This is a genomic window from Rhodopseudomonas sp. P1 (assembly GCF_039642825.1).
GTDB classification, from domain to species: domain Bacteria; phylum Pseudomonadota; class Alphaproteobacteria; order Rhizobiales; family Xanthobacteraceae; genus Rhodopseudomonas; species Rhodopseudomonas palustris_H.
This window is the reverse complement of sequence record NZ_CP088006.1, coordinates 1934419-1953632: the sequence shown is the minus strand read 5'-3', so window position 1 is coordinate 1953632 and position 19214 is coordinate 1934419. Positions and strand designations below refer to the sequence as shown.

16 protein-coding genes are annotated in these 19214 nt (G+C 66.2%); 10 read left to right on the top strand and 6 right to left on the bottom strand.

The window, feature by feature from the left end; genetic code table 11:
- Nucleotides 1–122: 122 nt before the first annotated feature.
- Nucleotides 123–1721, bottom strand: a complete 1599-nt coding sequence (locus LRC39_RS09055) for a Y-family DNA polymerase (protein WP_346297011.1) — start codon at nt 1719–1721, stop codon at nt 123–125.
- Nucleotides 1609–2394, bottom strand: a complete 786-nt coding sequence (locus LRC39_RS09050) for an ImuA family protein (protein WP_346297010.1) — start codon at nt 2392–2394, stop codon at nt 1609–1611. The genes LRC39_RS09055 and LRC39_RS09050 overlap by 113 nt, the downstream gene beginning before the upstream one ends.
- Nucleotides 2395–2560: 166 nt before the next feature.
- On the opposite strand from LRC39_RS09050, the gene LRC39_RS09045 reads away from it, so the two are divergent.
- From LRC39_RS09045 to LRC39_RS09030, 4 genes are all read left to right on the top strand, one after another.
- On the top strand, nt 2561–3811 hold the full coding sequence (locus tag LRC39_RS09045) for a putative DNA modification/repair radical SAM protein (protein ID WP_346297009.1): 1251 nt from the start codon (nt 2561–2563) through the stop codon (nt 3809–3811).
- A gap of 290 nt (nt 3812–4101) precedes the next feature.
- Entirely contained in the window at nt 4102–5589 is a 1488-nt protein-coding gene (locus LRC39_RS09040) for a UdgX family uracil-DNA binding protein (RefSeq protein WP_346297008.1), read from the top strand.
- 242 nt (nt 5590–5831) lie between these two features.
- Nucleotides 5832–7067, top strand: a complete 1236-nt coding sequence (locus LRC39_RS09035; RefSeq protein ID WP_346297007.1) for an ABC transporter substrate-binding protein — start codon at nt 5832–5834, stop codon at nt 7065–7067.
- Between the two features lie 116 nt (nt 7068–7183).
- Nucleotides 7184–8464 (top strand): glycerate kinase type-2 family protein, encoded by a 1281-nt coding sequence (locus tag LRC39_RS09030; protein ID WP_346297006.1) that lies wholly within the window; start codon nt 7184–7186, stop codon nt 8462–8464.
- A gap of 121 nt (nt 8465–8585) precedes the next feature.
- On the opposite strand, the gene LRC39_RS09025 is transcribed toward LRC39_RS09030, so the two are convergent.
- Together LRC39_RS09025 and LRC39_RS09020 are read right to left on the bottom strand one after the other, a co-directional pair.
- Nucleotides 8586–10160 (bottom strand): adenylate/guanylate cyclase domain-containing protein, encoded by a 1575-nt coding sequence (locus tag LRC39_RS09025; protein WP_346297005.1) that lies wholly within the window; start codon nt 10158–10160, stop codon nt 8586–8588.
- 123 nt (nt 10161–10283) lie between these two features.
- The gene (locus tag LRC39_RS09020; RefSeq protein WP_346297004.1) at nt 10284–10868 is read right to left on the bottom strand and encodes a DUF3124 domain-containing protein; all 585 of its coding nucleotides are present in this window, start codon (nt 10866–10868) and stop codon (nt 10284–10286) included.
- A 48-nt stretch (nt 10869–10916) separates the two neighbouring features.
- Here LRC39_RS09020 and LRC39_RS09015 point away from each other — a divergent pair, with 48 nt between their 5' ends.
- The 3 genes from LRC39_RS09015 (at nt 10917) to LRC39_RS09005 (ending at nt 14183) form a co-directional block, all read left to right on the top strand.
- On the top strand, nt 10917–12647 hold the full coding sequence (locus LRC39_RS09015; protein ID WP_346297003.1) for a cation:proton antiporter: 1731 nt from the start codon (nt 10917–10919) through the stop codon (nt 12645–12647).
- A 129-nt stretch (nt 12648–12776) separates the two neighbouring features.
- Nucleotides 12777–13826: a hypothetical protein gene (locus LRC39_RS09010; RefSeq protein WP_263991223.1), complete on the top strand. Its 1050-nt coding sequence runs from the start codon at nt 12777–12779 to the stop codon at nt 13824–13826.
- A 15-nt stretch (nt 13827–13841) separates the two neighbouring features.
- Nucleotides 13842–14183, top strand: a complete 342-nt coding sequence (locus LRC39_RS09005) for a hypothetical protein (RefSeq protein WP_346297002.1) — start codon at nt 13842–13844, stop codon at nt 14181–14183.
- 12 nt (nt 14184–14195) lie between these two features.
- Here the strand turns inward: LRC39_RS09005 and LRC39_RS09000 are convergent, their stop codons facing one another.
- Nucleotides 14196–14714 (bottom strand): MarR family winged helix-turn-helix transcriptional regulator, encoded by a 519-nt coding sequence (locus LRC39_RS09000; RefSeq protein WP_107354951.1) that lies wholly within the window; start codon nt 14712–14714, stop codon nt 14196–14198.
- A 165-nt stretch (nt 14715–14879) separates the two neighbouring features.
- On the opposite strand from LRC39_RS09000, the gene LRC39_RS08995 reads away from it, so the two are divergent.
- The 3 genes from LRC39_RS08995 to LRC39_RS08985 are packed head-to-tail and all read left to right on the top strand — an operon-like array spanning nt 14880 to nt 18414.
- Nucleotides 14880–15920, top strand: coding sequence for a branched-chain amino acid ABC transporter permease (locus tag LRC39_RS08995; protein WP_346297001.1), 1041 nt, complete (start codon nt 14880–14882; stop codon nt 15918–15920).
- Nucleotides 15921–15925: 5 nt separating this feature from the next.
- Nucleotides 15926–17698 carry a branched-chain amino acid ABC transporter ATP-binding protein/permease gene (locus tag LRC39_RS08990; RefSeq protein ID WP_346297000.1) on the top strand — a complete coding sequence of 591 codons (1773 nt, stop codon included), beginning with the start codon at nt 15926–15928 and terminating at the stop codon, nt 17696–17698.
- The gene (locus tag LRC39_RS08985) at nt 17695–18414 is read left to right on the top strand and encodes an ABC transporter ATP-binding protein (protein WP_263991218.1); all 720 of its coding nucleotides are present in this window, start codon (nt 17695–17697) and stop codon (nt 18412–18414) included. The genes LRC39_RS08990 and LRC39_RS08985 overlap by 4 nt, the downstream gene beginning before the upstream one ends.
- On the opposite strand, the gene LRC39_RS08980 is transcribed toward LRC39_RS08985, so the two are convergent.
- On the bottom strand, nt 18352–19206 hold the full coding sequence (locus LRC39_RS08980) for a GGDEF domain-containing protein (RefSeq protein ID WP_346296999.1): 855 nt from the start codon (nt 19204–19206) through the stop codon (nt 18352–18354). The two genes, LRC39_RS08985 and LRC39_RS08980, sit on opposite strands and share 63 nt — an antisense overlap.
- Between the last annotated feature and the right edge of the window lie 8 nt (nt 19207–19214).

The following is a 19214-nucleotide window of genomic DNA, read 5'->3' as shown; positions in this document are numbered from 1 at the left end:
TTCAGTCGTTAGATTCGTCATTGCGAGCGAAGCGAAGCAATCCAGCTCAGTGCACGGCGCTGGATTGCTTCGTCGCATGACGGGAGAGGCTGGACGCATACGCACTCGCCCTCGCCTATCCCTCACGCAAATAACCCATGCATATACCAGCGCGGCTGGCCGGTGCCGTCGGGCTGGGGCGTCGCTTCGACATTGTAGAGGCCGTCGCGATACACCCAGAACCGCGCGCCGGCTTCGTCTTCGATGCGGAAGTAATCGCGGGTCAGGCCGGGCTCGGCGGCGCGCCACCATTCCATGGCGATGCGCTCCGGGCCCTCGGCACGGACGACGCGATGAAGGACGCGGCGCCAGGTGAATTTCGCCGGCGGATCGTCCGGCGTGCCGGCCATCACGTCGATCGGCTCGGGCGGCTGGAGCAGCCGCAACGGGCGCAGCGGCGGCTCGTCGGCGCGCTCCGGCCACGGCGCATCGCCGGCGTCCGGCGGACAATACTGCACCGGCACGGCCAGCGCGGCGCGTTCCGGGATATGCGTATCCTGCGGCAGATAGCGCACTACCCGCCGCGCGCCGAGCCGCGCCGCCAGCGTATCGGCCAGCAAGGCGACATCCTCGGCCTGATGCGCGGTGGTGTCGAAACCGCGCTGCGCCTCGGCGACAGACACGCTGACGCTGGCGGCGAGCCGGATCAGATCATAGCCGAAGCCGGGATCGAGCGGATCGGCAAGCGCGTCGAGCTTCTCGGCGAACAGCCGCTGCACCACCTCGACCCGCGTCACCGGCTGTCCGGTTTCGACGCTGATGCTGCGCACCGCGCCATCGCTGCGGAAGAAGCTCGCGGTGAGCTGGCGCGCGCCTTTGCCGCTCCGCTCCATCGCGGCGATCAGCAGCCGCGCCAGCGCCAGCAGCGTCGGCAGAATGACCTCGGTGGTGGCAACCGGTTCGGGAAAATTCTTGTCGACCACGTAGTCCGGTGCCGGCCGCCGCGGCGAGATCGGCGCGTCGTCTTCGCCGGTCGCCTGGCGCAGCACCGCGACGAAGCCTTCACCGAACCTTGCGGCGAGTTCGGTCGGCTGCCGCGCCAGCACCTCACCGACGGTCTTGAACCCGGCGCGGCGCAGGCCGCGGACGATCGCGTCATCGACACCGAGGGCCGCTACCGGCAGCGGCGCCACCGCGCGCAGCTCTTCGCCCGGCGCGACGATCAGGCCGGAGCCGCCACGGGTCAGCGCCCTCGCCGCCACCGCGGTGCCGGCGATCGCGGCGCTGACCGCAAAGCCTTGCCGCGTCAGCGCCGCGGTCAGCGTGTTCAGCAGCTTGGCCTCGTCGCCGAACAGATGCCCGCAACCGGTGATGTCGAGCAGCAGCCCGTCGGCACCGTCGAGCGCCACCAGCGGCGTGAAACGATCGCACCAATCGGCAATCGCATTCAGCAGCGCCGCATCGGCATGCGGGTCGTGGTCGATGACATCGACCGCCGGATGCATCGCCCGCACGGTGGCGAGCGGCATTCCGGGCATCACGCCGCCGCGGCTGGCGCGCGCATCGCACCCGACAACCACCAGCGCGTTGTCGCGCTTGGCGGCGACGACACGCGGTGGAGGCGCAGCATCAGCCGGCGAGCCGGTGCTCGCCTGCGGCAAGGCCCGTTCGACCCGATCGGTCGAAAGCCTCGGCAGCCAAAGGCCGAGGATACGCCTGCGGTTCACGGAAGCGGCACGCATCACAATTCCATTCCATGATCCAGCGGCCGGTCTGGCCGCGACGATTGCGAACAAGGGAGGTGTCGAGCACCGGTGCGCCCCAGCCTTCGATCGGCGGCGAAGGCGCCGCGCGGATCACCCAGCGGGTCTCCGCGGTCGAAGCCTGCGGCGCAGCGGCGATCCGCAGCATCAGCGCGGTGACGCCGGACTGCTGCGCCGCCAGCGTCAGTTTTCGCGAGGCGACGGAATCGAACGCGCGGGTCTCGCCCCACAATTCGGTGATCACCGCGCCGAGCCCGTTGCAGGCCAGCGCATCGGCGGCGGCGCGGAGCGCGCTGTCGGCATCATGGGCGCGCACCATCACCAAGCGGCGCGGGTCGAAGCCGAGTTCGGCCAGCCCCTCCATCGCCAGGTCACCGTTCTCGCGCGCGGAAAAATCCTGGCGGATCCACAATAGAAACCGCGCCTCGGCGAGACGCTGCGCCACGCCGGCGACGAAGCCGGTTGCAGCAGAGGCGTGACGGCCATCGCAGAACACTTCGTGCAGCGCGCCCTGCATCAGGCCGCCGTGCAGCACCGCATCCACGCCGTCATGGCCGAGTGGCACGCGGCGCAGCGTCTCCGCCGTCCCGCTTTCGAGCCGGTCGATTTCGCCCTGCAGGCGCGCAAGCATACCGAGGCGGGCGCTATCCATGCGCCGCTCCTTTTTCCGTTGCCGTTTCGGATTCGATGAACCCGTTGCCGGCTCATTTGTTCATGATATGTTCTAATAAATCCCTGCTCCCCGGCGGAGTCAATCGGGATCGCACCGAGGTCTTGGGGCAAATTTTTTCGCGAGATGAATCAAGGAGATTCCAAGCATGGACGTGCAGCGCAAGCTGGCCATCCTGGCGGACGCGGCGAAATACGACGCCTCCTGCGCCTCCAGCGGGACGGAGAAACGCGACAGCCAGGGCGGCAAGGGGCTGGGCTCGACCGCGCCCGGCATGGGCATCTGTCATTCTTATGCGCCGGACGGCCGCTGCATCTCCCTGCTCAAGGTTCTGCTCACCAACGCCTGCGCCTACGATTGCCTGTATTGCGTCAACCGTGCGTCGTCGAACGTGCCGCGCGCCCGCTTCACCGTGGGTGAGGTGGTGCAGCTCACGCTCGACTTCTATCGCCGCAACTACATCGAGGGGCTGTTTCTATCCTCGGGCATCATCCGCAGCGCCGACTACACCATGGAGCAGATCGTCGAAGTGGCGCGGCGCCTCCGGGAGGAGCATCACTTCCGCGGCTACATTCATCTGAAGACGATCCCGGAAGCCGACGACGCGCTGATCGCCAAGGCCGGCCGCTATGCGGACCGGCTCAGCATCAATATCGAGATGCCGGAGGAGAACAGCCTCGCTCAATTGGCGCCGGAGAAGAACGTCCGCGCCATCCGCCGCACCATGGGGCGGCTGCGGCTGAAGCTGGATGAAGCGACCGAGGCCAAGGCCGAGGCACGGAAGACCCCCACCCGCGCCAAGCCGCCGCGCTTCGCGCCGGCCGGCCAGAGCACGCAGATGATCGTCGGCGCCGACAGCGCTACCGACCAGACCATCCTCAACACCAGCGCCAACCTCTACGGCTCGTACAATCTGAAGCGGGTGTACTACTCGGCATTCAGCCCGATCCCGGATTCCAGCCGGGCGCTGCCGCTGCAGGCGCCACCCCTGGTGCGCGAACATCGGCTGTACCAAGCCGACTGGCTGATGCGGTTCTACGGCTTCGACGCCGGCGAAATCATCGATCCCGCCGCCGGGATGCTGTCGCTGGAGATGGATCCGAAACTGGCCTGGGCGCTGCGCCATCGCGAGCGCTTCCCGCTCGACGTCAACCGCGCCAGCCGCGAGGAACTGCTGCGCATTCCCGGCTTCGGCCGCAAGGCGGTCGACCGCATCATCGACACCCGCCGCCACAGCGCGATCCGCAGCTCGGACCTCGCCAAACTCCACATCCCAAGGAACAAGGCGCTGCCGTTCATCGTTCTCCCCGACCACCGCCCGCCGAGCACCCAGCTCGACGCCGCACGACTGGCGGAGCGGTTTCGGCCGAAGGCGCAGCAACTGGGATTTGGGTTTTGAGGGTGTCGTCATTGCGAGGAGCGAAGCGACGAAGCAATCCAGCACTTTGCACTGAGCTGGATTGCTTCGCTTCGCTCGCAATGACGGGGATGGGTGATTAGCTACAAGCGCGACCTCATCCTGAGGAGGCTGCGCAGCAGCCGTCTCGAAGGATGAAGTCACACCCTTGGGCCATCCTTCGAGACGCCACGACGAAACCCTTCGGGCTTCGCCGCGGCTCCTCAGGATGAGGATAGTGCCAAGTAGCACGCGCACAGGAATTGACTAACAGTCTGGGCAACCAAAGGCACATGCACCGCATCCGGCTCGACAGCGACACCGATTTTGGCGGCTGGCGCAAGGCGGCGCGGGAGCTGGTGCTGGCGGACGTGGCACCGGCAGATATCACATGGACCGTAGCCGGCGACGAGCCGGAGCTGTTCGATGCGCAGGAGCTGTCGCCGGATGCGGGGCGTCTTGCTGAAACGGCCGCGCCGTTCACACAGTCTCCCCAATCGCCTACCCCCGCGCAGACGTTCAACGTCCCCGCCCGCTTCATCGAGCTGTCGCAAGTCGCGATCCTGCACCGCGATCCGCAGCGCTTCGCATATCTTTATCAATTATTGTGGCGGCTGCGGACTAATCCCGAGCTGCTGCAGGTAGCGACCGATCCGGACGTGGCGCGGCTGCAGGCGATGGCCAAGGCGGTGCGGCGCGACGAGCACAAGATGCACGCCTTCGTCCGCTTCCGCGAGATCGGCCGCGAACCCAAGTCGCGCTATGTCGCCTGGTTCGAGCCCGAGCACCATATCGTCGAGCTCGCTGCGCCATTCTTCGCGCGGCGCTTCGCCGACATGGAATGGTCGATCCTGACGCCTGACGTCTGCGCGCATTGGGACGGTCATGCGATTGCGATCACGCCCGGCGTCATCAAGGCGATGGCGCCGTCCGAGGATCGCCTCGAAGAAACCTGGCTCACCTACTACGCCAGCATCTTCAATCCGGCGCGGCTGAAGACCAAGGCGATGCAGGCCGAGATGCCGAAGAAGTATTGGCGCAATCTGCCCGAAGCGGAGCTGATCAAACCGCTGATCGAACACGCCGAGCGCAAGGCGCACGCGATGGTCGCGGCCGAGGCCACCGCGCCGAAGAAGCCGCAGCGACAGGAGCAACCGATGACGAGAGCCAAGCCGAACGCCGACACGCTGGCGCATCTGCGCGAGGAAGCGAAAGATTGCCGCGCCTGCGACCTGTGGAAGAACGCCACCCAGACCGTGTTCGGCGAAGGCCCGCAGCATGCCACCGTGATGCTGGTCGGCGAGCAGCCCGGCGACAAGGAAGACCTCGCCGGCAAGCCGTTCGTCGGCCCGGCCGGGCAGATGCTCGATCGGGCGCTGGCGGAAGCCGGCGTCGACCGCAGCAAGACCTATGTGACCAACGCGGTGAAGCACTTCAAATTCGTGCCGCGCGGCAAGATCCGCCTTCACCAGAAGCCGAACACGCCGGAGATCAAGGCGTGCCGGCAATGGTACGAGCGCGAACTCGCAACGGTGCAGCCGCTGCTGGTGGTGGCGATGGGCGCCACCGCGGCGCAGAGCGTGCTCGGCAAGATCACCCCGATCAACGCCAATCGCGGACACCTGATCGAACGCGACGACGGCCCGCAGGTGCTGGTGACGGTGCATCCGTCCTATCTGCTGCGCCTGCCCGACGCCGAAGCCAAGGAGCGCGAGTACGCACGCTTCGTCGACGATTTGAAACTCGTCGCAGCGCATCTGAAGAAGGCACACGCTGCGTAGCGGGAAGGTTCCCGCGCTGCCGGTCCGCTCCAGCGCGAGCCTTCCTTGTGCCTACCTCTCCTCGCGACATTTCCGCGCAGCAGCACAATCTATTTCCATTCGACGGAATGGGCGGGAAATTTGGTAACCGTCGCAATTTCCGCGGGTTGAGCGCGGCGGCCGAACCGGCTAACGCTCCGCTGCACTGTTGCACTGCAATGCAGCGCATGCGGCAAGACCAACAACAACACGCGAGGAATCCGATGTCTGCCCTGTCCCGTTCCATCGCCGCCGTCGCGGCCGTCGCGCTGCTGTCCGCCACCGGCGGTCAAGCACTGGCGCAAAAGAAATACGGCCCCGGCGCGAGCGACACCGAAGTCAAGATCGGCAACATCGTGCCGTATTCCGGCCCCGCCTCGGCCTATGGCAGCGTCGGCCGGGCGCAGGAAGCCTACTTCAAGATGATCAACGACAAGGGCGGCATCAACGGCCGCAAGATCGTCTACGTATCCTATGACGACGCCTATTCGCCGCCGAAGGCCGTCGAGCAGACCCGCAAGCTGGTCGAGAGCGACGAAGTGCTGTTCATGTTCTCGCCGCTCGGCACGCCGTCGAACACCGCGATCCAGAAGTATCTGAACGCCAAGAAGGTGCCGCATCTGTTCCTGGCGTCGGGCGCCACCAAGTGGAACGATCCGAAGCACTTCCCGTGGACGATGGGCTGGCTGCCGAGCTACCAGAGCGAAGGCCGGATCTACGCCAAGTACATCATGAAAGAGAAGCCGGACGCCAAGATCGCCGTGCTGTATCAGGGCGACGACTTCGGCAAGGACTACCTGAAGGGCCTCAAGGACGGTCTCGGCGCCAAGGCGTCGCAGGTCGTGATCGAGGACAGCTACGAGCTGACCGAGCCGACCGTCGACTCCCACATCGTCAAGATCAAGGCCGCCAATCCGGACGTGCTGGTGATCTTCGCGACGCCGAAGTTCGCCGCGCAGACCATCAAGAAGGTCGCCGAGCTGGCCTGGAAGCCGATGATGATCGTGCCGAACGTCTCGGCCTCGACCGGCAGCGTGATGAAGCCGGCCGGCTTCGAAAACGCGCAGGGCATCGTCTCGGCCGCCTACGCCAAGGACGCCACCGACAAGCAGTGGGAAAACGACCCGGGCATGAAGGCGTATTACGAGTTCATGGCCAAGTATGCGCCGGACGCCAGCCGCGCCGACTCCTCGTTCACCACCGGCTACAACATCGCCGAGACCGTTGCGGTGCTGATCAAGCAGTGCGGCGACGACCTCAGCCGTGAGAACGTGATGAAGCAGGCGGCGGACCTGAAGGGCGTGCAGCTCGGCGGCCTGCTGCCGGGCGTGACGCTGAACACCTCGCCGACCGACTTCGCGCCGATCGAGCAGCTGCAGATGATGCGGTTCGAAGGCGAGAACTGGAAGCTGTTCGGCGACGTGATCGAAGGCGAAGTCGCTGCGCCCAGCGGCGGCTAGTTCGCCCTCCTGTTCGCCTCGACGAACCAGCCCTCCGCGATTCACCGCGGAGGGCTTTTTCATTCATCACGCGCGCCGTCTTGCCGCTCCGCAGTGCGCCTGCCACAACTAGCGGCATGACCGATCGTCGCCCCCTGCTCCGTGCCATCTTCGATGCGGCCGTTGCCGCCGCGCATCCCGACCGCATTCTCGCCGCACAGCTACCGCCGGCACCACGCGGACGGATCATCTGCCTCGCGGCCGGCAAAGGCGCCGCCGCGATGGCCGCCGCCGCCGAGCGGCACTATCTTGACACGTTGGGTCTGGAACCGTCGCGGCTGGTCGGCATCGCCACCACGCGCCATGGCCACCGTGTTCCGGCGCGTGTCATCGAGGTGATCGAAGCCGGCCATCCGATGCCCGATGCCGCTGGCGTGCGTGGCGCCGAAGCCAGCCTCGCCCTCGCCGCCACTGCGACGCCGGACGATCTGTTGCTCGTGCTGCTATCCGGCGGCGGCTCGGCCAATTGGATCGCGCCGACCGAGGGCGTGACGCTGGCGCAGAAGCAGCAGGCGACCCGGGCGCTGCTGCGCTCCGGCGCACCGATCGGCGAGGTCAACACGGTGCGCAAACATCTGTCGCGGATCAAAGGCGGCCGCCTCGCCCGCGCCGGGCAGCACGCGGGGCAGATCGTGACGCTGGCGATCTCGGACGTGCCGCGCGACGAGCCGTCCGCGATCGCGTCGGGCCCGACCGTGCCGGATCCGACGACGCTGGCCGACGCCCGCGCGCTGGTGGCCCGCTATGATCTGCAGCTCGATCCGGCGGTCGCCGCCGCGCTGAACGATCAGCGGAACGAGAGCGTCAAGGCCGGCGATGCCGCGTTCGCACGCGCCCGGTTCGAGATCATCGCGCGGCCACGGCAGTCGCTCGATGCGGCGATCCAAGTTGCGCGCAACGCCGGCTACGAGGTCGCCGATCTCGGCGCCGATCTCGAAGGCGAAGCCCGCGAGGTTGCCGCCGCGCACGCCCAGCTCGCGCGCGAAGCTCGGACTGCGGGGCGCAAACTGGCGATCCTGTCCGGCGGCGAATTGACGGTGACGGTGCGCGGCCAGGGCCGCGGCGGCCCCAACCAGGAATACGCGCTGGCGCTGGCGCAGCAGCTGTCCGACCTGCCCAACATCGCCGCACTCGCGGCCGACACCGACGGCGCCGACGGCGGCGCCGGCAACGCCGACGATCCCGCCGGCGCCCTGATCGACGCGGCGACCTTCGCGCAGATCGCCGCGCGGCGGCTCGACCCCGCCGCCTATCTGACTGACAACGACGCCACCGGCTTCTTCGCGCAGACCGGCGACCTGCTGATCACCGGCCCGACACTCACCAACGTCAACGATATCCGGGTGATCCTGGTGTGAGCCTGATGCGACCGTCGTCATTGCGAGGAGCGCAGCGACGAAGCAATCCAGGGCGCAGGGCACTGAGCCTCTGGATTGCTTCGCTTCGCTCGCAATGACGATATCGCTCGATTGGAGCCTGCTACTCCGCCGCCTTCGGCTGACGGCGGTCGAGCGAGGACAGCGCCTGGAGCAGTACCGAGCGGACGCGCTCACTGTCGTTTGCGGCGACGGCTGCAGTGTCGAGGTGGAAGTCGAAGCCCGGCATCTTCTCGATCACCACCGCCGCGGCCTCGCTGCCGTCGCGCAGGTGGTCGATGGCGTATGGCACCACCTCGCGGCTGATGCCCTTCATGGTGATCGACGGCAGCGCACGGGCGTCGATGATGTCGCTGACCAGCGCATAGGTTTCGTACGACACCACGATGCCGCCGGGTTCGGCGATCGATTGCAGCCGCGCGGCGAGGTTCGCCTCGGCGCCGATGATGGTGTAGTCCATCCGGTCGGCGCTGCCGAAATTGCCGACGTTGCAATAGCCGGAATTGATCCCGATCCGCGACCGGAACGGCTGCTCGATCCCGGCCGCGCGCCATTTGGCGTTGAGCTCCGACAGCCGACGCTGCATCGCCCAGGCCATCCGCACGCAGGCCTGCGCGTCGGCGCGGTCGCCCTTGGTCTCCGGATCACCAAAGAAGATCAGCATCGCATCGCCGATAAACTTGTCGATCGTGCCGCCGTAGCGATGCGCGATCTCGGACATCTCGGTGAAATACTCGTTGAGCAGCTGGGTGATCAATTCCGGCTGCAGCCGCTCGGTGGTGGCGGTGAAATTCTGGATGTCGGAGAAGAAGATCGTCAGCTTCTTGCGCTCGGTGTGGATAACGACGTCCTTCTGGCCGGAGAAGATGCTCTTGTAGATCTGCGGCGGGATGTAGCGCGAGATCTTCATCGACAGCGAGGCGAGAAAGTCGTTGTTGGTCTCCAGCTCGTGGTTCATCGCCAGGATCTTCTGCGACTGCCGGCGCTGCATCGTCAGGAACGACACGCCGCACACCGCAGCCAGCACGAAGTACGCCAGCAAGAACTTGAACGAGAACAGATTGGCGGCGATCGGCTGGGTAATCATCACCTCCTGGATGCCGCGGACATCGCCGACCTTCCAATCCCGCTTCGGGCTTTCAGGATGGCTGTTGTGGCAGGCGACGCAGGCCGGCGCCATCGTCACGGGCGACACCAGCCGGACGCTGTCGCTGAACAATCCAGCAGAGGCCGACACGATGTTCTCGCTCGAGTCCTTGCGCAGCGCTGCCAGCGCATCCCGCTCGAAGGCGTCGAGCTGATGCGGGGCGCGATTGGCGAACGGATAATCCGAGACGAACCGATAGCTGATGTTGCTCTGCTGCTCGCCGATCACCTTGCCGAGCTCGAGCGACAGCGTGGCCGGGATCGGAATCGCGCCGGGCACATTTTCGTAGTCGTGGATCACCTGCACCTGCCCGGGATGGGACAGGATGCGCCCGACCACGTTGGCGGCGTAGTAGTGACGGACGCTCTTGATCACGGAATTCAGGTCGGACGCCTGCCGGCGCAGCGCTGCATCGGCAAGGTTGGTGAGATCGAGCCACACCGCCAGCGGCAGGCCGAGCAGCAGCACCGCGATCGCCAGGCCGGTCCACCATCCACGGGCGCGCAGATCGTCCGTCTCAGATTTGTCCATGCCGCCCTGCCCTGGTTGCCGCGATAGCCGGGAACCTAGCGCGTAGGCGGTATAAAGAGAAGCATCCGGGTGCAGGGCTACCGGTCAGCGATAGCGCGTGGCCTAGCCCATAGCAGTCCCGGTTCAGCGGCCGGAGGTGGTGCGGATCGGCCGGCCCTGCGAGATGAAGGCGTAATGGCCGTTGGCGAAGGTGCCGATCATCAGCGCTTCGGTAACCGGCTCAGCGATCTCGCCGGCCGCGGCCCAGTCGATCACAAAATTGGCGCCGGTTCCGCCTCGGGTGTCCAGCGTCGCGACGAACGCCTCGATGGTGGCGAACGGCTTCAGCGCCACCGGCTCCTTGAGATGACTCTCCACCATTTTACCGGCGCCGTCGTAATAGGCGATCCGCTTGATCACCAGCGGCTTGGTCTCGGAGGCGTTGTGAATGCTCAGCGTCACCGAAAAATCCGCCCGCGCCCCGCCCTGGTTGATCCAGACGCTGGAATAGGCCGGCACATAGATCGAGCCGCCGACGGTCAAGGGCTCGGTCGGCAGCGCGGTGAGCGAGCCGGCGAACGCCTTGGCGATGTCGCGCGGGGCCGGTGATTGAGCCAAAGCCGGTGCGCCAGCCGACAGAATCAGGCATGTCAGGCAGAGAATCACGAGCGCGCCGGAGCGATGGCGTCTCGTTCCGCGAGCCCGGCTCCCGATGCGTTGTCTCAGCATGGCTGTCCCTTTAGTGTTCGCGCCAAGGCATTCCACGGCGGAAGGTGCATGCACGAACTGATTGGCGATATCACGCTGAGCATCCTGTTCGCCTGGCTGCTCGGCTTGGCGGCGCATTTTTTCCGTCAGCCGCTGATCCTCGCCTACCTTATCGGCGGTTTCGTCATCGGTCCATTCGGCCTTGGCTGGGTGAAATCCGAGAACTCGATCTCGGTGATCTCCGAGCTCGGGCTGATCTTCATGCTGTTCATGATCGGTCTCGAGATCGATCTGAAGAAGATCATCCGAGCTGGCCCGGTGATCCTGGTCGCGGCCGGCGGACAGATCGCCGGCGGCGTACTGCTCGGCCTCGCCTTCTTCGTCGGCATCGGGCTCAGCCTCGGCGGCGGCCATTTCGACGCGCTGTACCTGACGGTGGCGTGCGCGCTGTCGTCGACCGTGATCATCGTCAAGGTGCTGTACGAGAAGCGCGAGCTCGACACCCTGCCCGGCCGCATCACGCTCGGCATCCTGGTGCTGCAGGACATCTTCGCGATCCTGTTCCTGGCGGTGCAGCCGAGTCTCGCCGACCTGCAGATCTCGGTGCTGCTGCTGTCGATCGCGCGGGTCGTCGCGCTGGTCGCCACTGCGCTGGCGCTGTCGCGCTACGTGCTGCCCTGGCTGTTTCACCGCATCGCACGCACGCCCGAACTGGTGCTGCTCGGCGCATTGGCGTGGTGCTTCCTGATCGGCGAAATCGCCGAGCGACTGCATCTGTCGCGCGAGATGGGCGCGCTGGTCGCCGGCGTGTCGCTGTCGACCTTCCCCTACGCGCTCGACGTCACCGCCAAGGTGACGACGCTGCGGGACTTCTTCATCACCCTGTTCTTCGTCGCGCTCGGCATGACGATCCCGATCCCGAACGGCTCGGTGATCGGGCTGGCGCTGGCAATTGCGGTGTTCACGCTGGCAAGCCGGCTGCTCACCACCTTCCTGCCGCTGTATCTGATGAAGCAGGGCCTGCGTGCCAGCCTGCTGCCGGCGCTGAACCTGGCGCAGATCAGCGAATTCTCACTCGTGGTGATCCAGACCGGCGTCGCCGCCGGCCACATCGGCACTCAGACCGCGAGCGCGGCGTCGTTCGCCTTCGTGCTCCTGGCGGTGCTGTCGACCTTCGTGATCATGCGCAGCGATCCGATCACCCGCCGCGCGATCGGGACGCTGACCAAATTCGGCTTCCGCGATCTCGGCCAGCAGCAGAGCGGCGCCGAAGCCGCCGCAGAGGCCGGCCACGGCGCGGTGCATCGCATCGTCATCCTCGGCTTCTTCCGCGCCGCCAGTGCGCTGGTCAGCGAGATCGAGCAGCATACGCCAGAGCTGCTGAAGCAGATCAGCGTGATCGACTTCAACCCGATGGTGTACCGCACCCTCACCGAGCGCGGCATGCACGTGATCTACGGCGACATCAGCAATGTCGACACGCTGCTGCACGCCGGCGTCGCCAAGGCCGAGATCATCATTCTCAGCGTGCCGGACTCGCTGCTGAAGGGCGCCACCAACGAACGGCTGGTGCGCCACGTCCGCGCGCTCAATCCCAGCGCGCAGATCGTCGCCACCGCCGATCTGCTGGCCGATGTCGACGCGATGTATCAGGCGGGCGCGGACTACGTCACCGTTACCCGGCTCGCCGACGCCCGTGAGCTGTACGAGGTGATCGAAGCCGCCGATAACGGCCTGCTGTCCGACAAGCGCGCCGCCCTCGACGCCCGTCTCGCCGAGCGCCGGGAAGTACTCCCGTAACGCTACTCCACGGCCGAATTCGCCCCATAGTTGCACCGAAACAACAGACACGGCACAGCGCCGGCGTATAGTCGGCGTGTATTTCGGTTTGCCGATTGTCGTTGTTCGAGTGATTGCCCGAGGCACGCGATGTGGAAGAGCATCGTTTCGGCTGCCATCGCATTACTGGTGCTGACCGGGTGCGCGATCCACCCGCTGCCGGAGGATTTCTCCGGCGTCGACACGCCCGATATCGTCAAGCGCATCCGCTGCGAAACCCGCGACGCGGTCCAGACCGTGGTGATCGCATGGGTCGACAAGCTCGCCCAGAGCGGCGACCCGATCGCCCAGCAGCTCAGCGCCACCTACGCCCAGAACCGCGAAGCGACCAGCCAATTTGGCCCCGAGCTGTTTCCCGGCCGCGCCTATGACAAGGTCCGGACGCTGATCCGGACGTTCTACCGGACCGGCGTCGCGTATAATTTCGATCTCAACATCACCGAAGACAACGACCTGACCTCGCAGGCGAACCTATTGCGGGTGCTGCCCGAGCACGTGTTCAGGCTGAATGTCGGCGCCGGCGCGCTGCGCAAGCGCAGCAACCAGCGTACCTTCACGGTGACCGACACTTTCGAATATCTGCTCAAGACATTGAACGATCCCTCGCGCGGCAGCTACTGCAACGGCCAGATCGTCGCGGCGAACTACATCTATCCGATCACCGGCCGGATCGGCGTCGAGAAGCTGGTCAAGGATTTTATCGAGCTGACGCTGTTCGGCAACCTCGCCGGCAGCAACAACGGCGCGGTGCCGGCGATGACCGACAAGCTGGTGTTCACCACCACCCTGAATGCCAGCGCCACACCGAGCGTGGTATTCACGCGCGTTACTACCGCGTTCGATCTCGCCGACGCGCAATTGACCGCCAGCGCCAAGCGCAGCGACGTGCATCAGGTCGCGATTGCGCTAGCACTTGCGGGTAACGAGGCCGCCGATCTTGCCACGATGCGGACCTATCTGTTCACCGCGCCGCGCGCCAGCGGCGCTCCGACCGCTGCGGTGCGCAAGACTGGCGGCGGATCACAAACCCTGTATGTCGGCGACCGCGTGACCGGCGGCGGCACGCCGTCCGAAGTCCTCGCCGTGATCGCAATCGATCAGATGAAGCGTCGTGAGCTGCAACTGTACCCTGCCCAATGACCAAAGGGGACGATGATGGCGACCACACCGGCGAAGTCGAAGGCCAAGAAAACCTCTGCGGCGAAACCGGCCGCCAAGAAGCAAGCGGCCGGACCATTCACGCGCTACGTGTCACCGGCCGCGGCGGTCGTGCGGTTCTGCCGCTCGCTGACCCCTGAGGAAGCCGACGACTTCATCGCGCGCGCGGAACGCGCCGATGCCACCGTGATCCTAAAGGCGACCTCGGTCGCCTTCGTCGACCGATTCCTGGTGGCAAAGCGAAAGCGCGCGGCGATCGAGCTCAACTCGATCACCGCCTCGGTGCAGGAGGTCGATCCCTGCCCGGGGAACGACAAACGTTGCTTCAAAAAGAGCTGACCGCCGGAACGTTCAGAACTCGCGCGCGATAGTGGCGAGCATCGACAGCAAGGCGTCGCGATTGTCGCGGCCGAGCAGTTCGGTCAGGCGATCTTCGTGACGGGTTGCCACCAGCTTCTTGGCGCGCGCCAGCGTGGCGCGGCCTTTGTCGGTGAGCATCAGGATGTGCGAGCGGCGATCGCTCGGCGATCGGGTGCGGACGCACAGGCCGCGACTTTCCAGCGCATCGAGCATCGCCACGAAATTCGGCCGCAGGATGCCGAGCGTGGTGGCGATCTCGGTCTGATTGCGGCCGGGATTGGCGTCGAGCAGCAGCAGCACCGAGAACTGCGCCGGAGTGAGCTGCACCGGGGCGACGCAATGCAGGAAGTCTTCGAACACGCGGAGCTGGGCGCGCTTCAGCGCGTAGCCGAGCAGCTCCGACAGTTCGCCCATCATCAGCTCGGAGGCCTCGGCGGCACTCTCGACCGGCGGCTCCTTGCGCGCGCCTCGTGCCGGCTTGGCGACGGCGGCGGTTTTCGATGCGGGCATCGCCGGGCTCGTGATCCTGTTCGCTAAGGTCCCCGCGAACGCCTCGCGGGGCCTTGAGCTTATAATCGATAATTGTTATGCACCATATCAAATAGCCTGAGCAGAATTCAACTGCCGGCGGATGGAGGCGCGCAACGACGTGCCTTCGCGGGAGGGGACGTTCGCGTGAACACCACGATTCTGCTGTTCCTGGTTCAGGACGGTATCACCAACGGCGCGATCTACGCACTGCTCGGGCTGGCGCTGGTGCTGGTCTTTGCCGTCACCCGGGTGATCCTGATTCCCCAGGGCGAATTCATCACATTCGGAGCTCTCACCTACGCGACGCTGTCGGCCGGCGGCGTCCCCGGCACCGCGCAACTTGCGCTGGTGATGGGGCTGGTCGCGTTCGCTTTCGAACTGTTCAGCGTCCGCAAATCGCTGCATCTCGCCAAGGTGGCGCGCGCGGCGCTGATCTACATCGCCTTCCCGGCAGTCGTGCTGACGCTGGCGACGTGGCTGCCGGCGCATAAGCCCGGCGTCGCCGTCAACATCGCGCTGTCGCTGCTGATCGTCGCCGCGATCGGGCTGTTTCTGTATCGCATCGCCTTCCAGCCGCTGGCCCACACGTCGGTGCTGGTGCTGCTGATCGCCTCGGTCGGCTGCCATCTGGCACTGCAAGGCTTCGGCCTCGTCTTCTTCGGCGCCGAAGGTCTGCGCGGCCCACCGCTGTCGGACGTGACGCTGAGCGCAGGCCCGCTGATCTTCACCGGCCAGAGCCTCGCGGTGTACGGCATCACCCTGGCGCTGATGGCGGCGCTGTGGCTGTTCTTCGGCTACACCCGCTACGGCAAGGCGCTGCGCGCCACCGCGGTCAACCGGCTCGGCGCCCGACTGGTCGGCATCCGCACTTCGCTCTCCGGCCAGATCGCGTTTCTGCTCGCCTCGGTGATCGGCGCGATCTCCGGCATCCTGATCGTGCCGATCACCACGCTCTATTACGACACCGGCTTCCTGATCGGCCTCAAGGGCTTCGTTGCGGCGATCATCGGCGGACTGGTCAGCTATCCGCTCACCGCCGTCGCCGCGATCGTAGTCGGCATCGTCGAGTCGTTCTCCTCGTTCTACGCCTCGAACTACAAGGAGGTCATCGTCTTCACGCTGATCCTGCCGGTGCTGGTGTTGCGCTCGCTCGCCGCCCCCGCGGTCGAAGAAGAGAAGGACTGAGCGTGATGCTGCGTTGGTTGCCGATTCTCCTGTTCGCCGCCGTGATGACGGCGCTGCCGCTGATCCCGGGCATCCCGCCGTTCTGGATCGTGCTGCTCGACAATATCGGCCTCGCCGCGCTGGTGGCGATGGGCCTGGTGCTGCTCACCGGCGTCGGCGGGCTCACCTCGTTCGGCCAGGCCGCGTTCTGCGGCTTCGGCGCCTACACCACCGCCTACATCACCACGGTGTATGGCCTGTCACCGTGGCTGGCGCTGCCCGCTTCGCTGGTGGTTGCCGGCATTGCGGCGGTGCTGCTCGGGCTGATGACGGTCCGGCTGTCGGGCCACTATCTGCCGCTCGGCACCATCGCCTGGGGCATCGCACTGTACTATTTGTTCAGCAAGCTCGATTTCCTCGGCCGCAACGACGGCATCTCGCGAGTGCCGCCGCTGTCGATCGGTCCGATCGACATGTACGATCCGCACACGATCTACTTCGTGATCTGGGCGATGGTGCTGATCAGCGCGGTGCTGACCATGAACCTGCTCGACAGCCGCACCGGCCGCGCCATCCGCGCGCTGCGCCGCGGCCATGTCGCTGCCGAAGCCTTCGGCGTGCAGACCGCGCGCGCCAAGCTCCTGGTGTTCATCTATGCGGCGGTGCTGGCGGGCCTGTCGGGCTGGCTGTACGCCCACTTCCAGCGCAACGTGAACCCGACGCCATTCGGGCCGCAAGCCGGCATCGAATATCTGTTCATCGCCGTGGTCGGCGGGGCCGGCTATGTCTGGGGCGGCGTGCTCGGCGCCGCGATCGTCATCATCCTGAAGGAAGTGCTGCAGGGCTATCTGCCGCTGCTGTTCGGCGGCCAGGGCCAGCTTGAGATCATCGTGTTCGGCATTCTCCTGGTGGTGCTGCTGCAGCTTGCGCCCGGCGGTGTGTGGCCGTGGCTCGCCAATCTGGTGCCGGTCAAATTCCGGCGCGCCGTCACCGGCAAGGCCGGCGGCCTGCCCGCGCGTGAACGGGTCGGCGGCTCCTCGACCGCGCCGCTGCTGAAGGTCGAGCGCGCGCGAAAGCAGTTCGGCGGCGTGGTTGCGGTCAACGACGTGTCATTCGACGTCAACGCCGCGGAGATCGTGGCGCTGATCGGCCCCAACGGCGCCGGCAAGTCGACCACCTTCAACCTGATCACCGGCATCCTCACCACCACCGGCGGCCGGATCGAAGTACACGGCAAGCCGGTCGACAACACCCCGCCGCAGGAAGTTGTGAAGCTCGGCATCGCCCGCACCTTCCAGCACGTCAAGCTGGTGCCGGACATGACCGTGCTGGAGAACGTCGCGATCGGCGCGCACCTGCGGGGCCGCTCCGGCGCGATCACCAGCATGCTGCGGTTCGATCGCGGCGACGAGGCCAAGCTGCTCGCTGAAGCTGCGCGTCAAATCGAGCGCGTCGGACTCGGCGCGGAGATCGATCAGCTGGCTGGTTCGCTCTCGCTCGGCCAGCAGCGCATCGTCGAGATCGCGCGTGCGCTGTGCGCCGATCCGGAATTGCTGCTGCTCGACGAGCCGGCGGCTGGCCTCCGCCACATGGAAAAGCAGCGGCTCGCCGCGCTGCTGCGTCAGCTCAAGGACAGCGGCATGTCGGTGCTGCTGGTCGAGCACGACATGGGCTTCGTGATGGACCTCGCCGACCGCATCGTCGTGCTCGACTTCGGTACAAGGATCGCCGAAGGCACGCCCGACGCGATCAAGACCAATCCGGACGTGATCAAAGCCTATCTCGGAGCGCTGGCATGACCGCCCTGCTTTCGGTGTCCGGCGTCTCGGTGTCCTACGGCAAGGTCGAGGCGGTGCGGAACGTGTCGCTCGAGGTGCGGACACGCGAGATCGTTACAGTGGTCGGCGCCAACGGCGCCGGCAAGACCACCCTGCTCAGCGCCGCGATGGGCGTGCTGCCGCTGAAGGGCCGCGTTACTTTCGACGGCATCGACGTCGCGCGGCTCGACATCGAGGACCGCGTCGCCGCCGGGCTGTCGCTGGTGCCCGAGCATCGCGAGCTGTTCGCGACCATGACGGTGGAGGACAATCTCGAACTCGGAGCCTTCCGCATTGCCAAGACCATCGCTGCGCAATCGCAGGAGCGGGTTTATGGCCTGTTCCCGCGGCTGAAGGAACGGCGCAAGCAGCTCGCCGGCACGCTGTCCGGCGGCGAGCAGCAGATGCTGGCGATGGGCCGCGCGCTGATGGGCGCGCCGAAGCTGTTGATGCTCGACGAGCCGAGCCTCGGCCTTGCGCCGATCATCGTGGCGGACATCTTCCGCATCGTCGGCGAACTGCGCGAAGCCGGGGTTTCGGTGCTGCTGGTGGAGCAGAACGCCAAGGCCGCGCTGGCGATCGCCGACCGCGCCTATGTGATGGAGCTCGGCGAGTTCGTGCTCGACGGGCCGGCCTCAGAGGTTGCCCGCAACGAGGCGGTGGTCGCGAGCTATCTCGGCTTCTCGCACCCCGCCTGACGGTTCGGCGGACGCCATCGGCAAGGCGTCGCCGTCGTCGAGCAGCACCACGCAGTTGCGGCCGAGATCCTTGGCGCGATACAGCGCGAGGTCGGCGCGCCGCATCAGTGCCGACAGTTCACCGCCGCGATAGGCCGCAAGGCCAAAGCTCATCGTCACCGCCACCAGCCGGCCGTCGCATGCCACAGCGGTGGCGCACAGCCGGCACAGCTCGAGCGCGTAATCGTTGGCCTGCTCGTCGCTAACGCCGACCATCAGGCCGGCAAATTCCTCGCCGCCATGGCGAGCGATCAGCATGCCGCGGGGCGCGGCGAAGTCGCGCAGAATGTCCCCAACCTCCGCGAGCACGCGGTCGCCGATGTTGTGGCCATAATGGTCGTTGATCGCCTTGAAGCGGTCGAGGTCGCACATCATCGCCACCACCGGCTGCCCGGCGAAGTTCGCCTGCGCGAGCTGCGTCGCCGCCGCCTCGTCGAAACCGCGCCGGTTAAGGAGACCGGTCAAAGGATCAGTGCGCGACATCCGCATCAGTTCGGCGCGGGTCGAGGTCAATTGCCGCATCAGACGGGCCGACCGATACGCCATCGCGCCCGACAGCGTGGTCGACACGCTGAGCGCCACCACCAGCGACGCCTTCACCACAGCGCCGACCTCAACGGTCGCGTGCCAATCGGTTCCGAGATCGGAAATCAGAAAGATGATGGTGACGATCGCCGTGATCCCGGCTGCGGCCACCACGCGGCCCGCGGTGTAGCGGATCACATCACGCTGCGTGACGATCTGGCTCGGCATCAATCACC

Bases quoted from the DNA above. Each gene is read 5' to 3' on its own strand.
- LRC39_RS08980 (WP_346296999.1), bottom strand. From the start codon at position 19,206: ATGCCGAGCCAGATCGTCACGCAGCGTGATGTGATCCGCTACACCGCG.
- LRC39_RS09025 (WP_346297005.1), bottom strand. From the start codon at position 10,160: ATGGACAAATCTGAGACGGACGATCTGCGCGCCCGTGGATGGTGGACC.
- LRC39_RS09020 (WP_346297004.1), bottom strand. From the start codon at position 10,868: ATGCTGAGACAACGCATCGGGAGCCGGGCTCGCGGAACGAGACGCCAT.
- LRC39_RS08990 (WP_346297000.1), top strand. From the start codon at position 15,926: ATGCTGCGTTGGTTGCCGATTCTCCTGTTCGCCGCCGTGATGACGGCG.
- LRC39_RS09050 (WP_346297010.1), bottom strand. From the start codon at position 2,394: ATGGATAGCGCCCGCCTCGGTATGCTTGCGCGCCTGCAGGGCGAAATC.
- LRC39_RS09035 (WP_346297007.1), top strand. From the start codon at position 5,832: ATGTCTGCCCTGTCCCGTTCCATCGCCGCCGTCGCGGCCGTCGCGCTG.
- LRC39_RS09030 (WP_346297006.1), top strand. From the start codon at position 7,184: ATGACCGATCGTCGCCCCCTGCTCCGTGCCATCTTCGATGCGGCCGTT.
- LRC39_RS09055 (WP_346297011.1), bottom strand. From the start codon at position 1,721: ATGCGTGCCGCTTCCGTGAACCGCAGGCGTATCCTCGGCCTTTGGCTG.
- LRC39_RS09000 (WP_107354951.1), bottom strand. From the start codon at position 14,714: ATGCCCGCATCGAAAACCGCCGCCGTCGCCAAGCCGGCACGAGGCGCG.
- LRC39_RS09045 (WP_346297009.1), top strand. From the start codon at position 2,561: ATGGACGTGCAGCGCAAGCTGGCCATCCTGGCGGACGCGGCGAAATAC.
- LRC39_RS09015 (WP_346297003.1), top strand. From the start codon at position 10,917: ATGCACGAACTGATTGGCGATATCACGCTGAGCATCCTGTTCGCCTGG.
- LRC39_RS09005 (WP_346297002.1), top strand. From the start codon at position 13,842: ATGGCGACCACACCGGCGAAGTCGAAGGCCAAGAAAACCTCTGCGGCG.
- LRC39_RS09040 (WP_346297008.1), top strand. From the start codon at position 4,102: ATGCACCGCATCCGGCTCGACAGCGACACCGATTTTGGCGGCTGGCGC.
- LRC39_RS09010 (WP_263991223.1), top strand. From the start codon at position 12,777: ATGTGGAAGAGCATCGTTTCGGCTGCCATCGCATTACTGGTGCTGACC.
- LRC39_RS08985 (WP_263991218.1), top strand. From the start codon at position 17,695: ATGACCGCCCTGCTTTCGGTGTCCGGCGTCTCGGTGTCCTACGGCAAG.